This window comes from Pseudomonas onubensis (genome assembly GCF_965653655.1).
Classification (GTDB): domain Bacteria; phylum Pseudomonadota; class Gammaproteobacteria; order Pseudomonadales; family Pseudomonadaceae; genus Aquipseudomonas.
In genome coordinates this window covers 1-1,659 of record NZ_CBFHAZ010000202.1, presented here as the reverse complement: position 1 = coordinate 1,659, position 1,659 = coordinate 1, and the positions used below count along the sequence as shown (strand labels likewise).

General features: G+C 57.7%; 2 protein-coding genes. Both read left to right on the top strand.

What is annotated here, in order from left to right:
- The first annotated feature begins 516 nt into the window (after positions 1–516).
- Entirely contained in the window at positions 517–816 is a 300-nt protein-coding gene (locus ACTD9P_RS29535; RefSeq protein ID WP_438870410.1) for a DUF6124 family protein, read from the top strand.
- A gap of 484 nt (positions 817–1,300) precedes the next feature.
- A complete protein-coding gene (locus ACTD9P_RS29530; RefSeq protein ID WP_438870409.1) occupies positions 1,301–1,600 on the top strand; it encodes a DUF6124 family protein in 300 nt (99 codons plus the stop codon).
- The last annotated feature ends 59 nt before the right edge of the window (positions 1,601–1,659 follow it).

The following is a 1,659-nucleotide window of genomic DNA, read 5'->3' as shown; positions in this document are numbered from 1 at the left end:
GCTGCGAAGCAGCCCCAGTAAAGGCACTGCAATTTTCCAGAAAGAACTCAGCGTCTGGGTTTGGGGCTGCTTCGCAGCCCAACGCAGGGCAAGCCTGCTCGCCACAGGAAAAATTGGCCGCCTTCAAAAGTTGTGCAAATACCTATGGCCATCGCAGGCAAGCCAGCTCCCACGGGTAATGGGTGTTACCTGGGCGACATGCATTGTTAAAGGCCAGCAGTCCATATCCCTTTAATTTGCAGGAAATTTCCTAGACAATCCTTTGGCCTTGCGCCTGCTCACTTCACTGGCTAGCCTTCGCTCCGTCGCTGCATATCAGCGATCAGGAGTGAGATCCTGTGAACGGAGTGCCAAGTGCCACAACCGCGAGCAACATGCTCTATGGCGGCTGTGTGCGGGCAGACTTAGGTCTGGCCGGGTGCTCCTGACCGGTTATCTCACCCCGCACATAGCTGCCACCTTTTGTTGAGTGAGATCTGCAAAAGAATGGCTCCCAACCTTTTAGGAGTTTCATTCATGACCAAAATCGTCCCAGACCCACCCCGATTCACCCCCGACCGCGAAATCTTTGAACGCGCCCTCGGCCATTATCTACAACCCACCCCACCGCCATCCTTCACCGTGCATCACGACCTCAGCTTCGAAGACGCCCTCGCCCAAATCTGCGACCTGTTGCGCTGTGCAGCCGCCACTGCCGCAAGTACGCGCCAAACGCTGACAGGCGATGAACACCACATGGCCGGCGCCACCGAGCACTTGATCAACCAGGCCAAAACCCTTGCCGACCGCGCACTGGAGTGCCTGCACGCCGCCTAACCCCCTGTAGGAACTGGCTTGTGTGGGAGCTGGCTTGTCGAATCGTCGCACCGCTGCGATGGCATCAGCTGGGTTTACTTGAAAAACCGAGGTGTCTGCATCGCAGCGGTGCGACGACTCGACAAGCCAGCTCCCACAGTTGATCTGTGTTGCTTGGGCGACATGCATTGTTAAAGGCCAGCAGTCCATATCCCTTTAATTTGCGGGAAGTTTCCTAGACAATCCTTTGGCCTTGCGCCTGCTCACTTCACTGGCTAGCCTTCGCTCCGTCGCTGCATATCAGCGATCGGGTGTGAGAACCTGTGAACCAGTAGGCGCCAAGCGCCGCAACCGCGAGCAACCTGCTCTATGGCGGCTGTGTGCAGGCAGACTTCGGTCTGGCTGGAGTCCTACTGTCCGGTATTCTCACCCTGCACATAGCTGCCACCCTTTTGTCGAGTGAGACCGACATCCGGATGGCTCCTTTTTCAGTAGGAATATCCGCATGACCAAAATCGTCCCAGACCCACCCCGCTTCACCCCCGACCGCGAAATCTTTGAACGCGCCCTCGGCCATTATCTACAACCCACCCCACCGCCATCCTTTACCGTGCATCACGACCTCAGCTTCGAAGACGCCCTCGCCCAAATCTGCGACCTGTTGCGCTGTGCAGCCGCCACTGCCGCAAGCACGCGCCAAACGCTGACAGGCGATGAACACCACATGGCTGGCGCCACCGAGCACTTGATCAACCAGGCCAAAACCCTTGCCGACCGCGCACTGGAGTGCATGAACGCCGCGTAACCCCTGTGGGAGCGGGCTTGCTCGCGAATGCGGTGTGTCAGTCACACATGTACTAACTG

Coding starts and splice junctions, on each gene's coding strand:
- ACTD9P_RS29530 (WP_438870409.1), top strand. CDS start 1,301: ATGACCAAAATCGTCCCAGACCCACCCCGCTTCACCCCCGACCGCGAA.
- ACTD9P_RS29535 (WP_438870410.1), top strand. CDS start 517: ATGACCAAAATCGTCCCAGACCCACCCCGATTCACCCCCGACCGCGAA.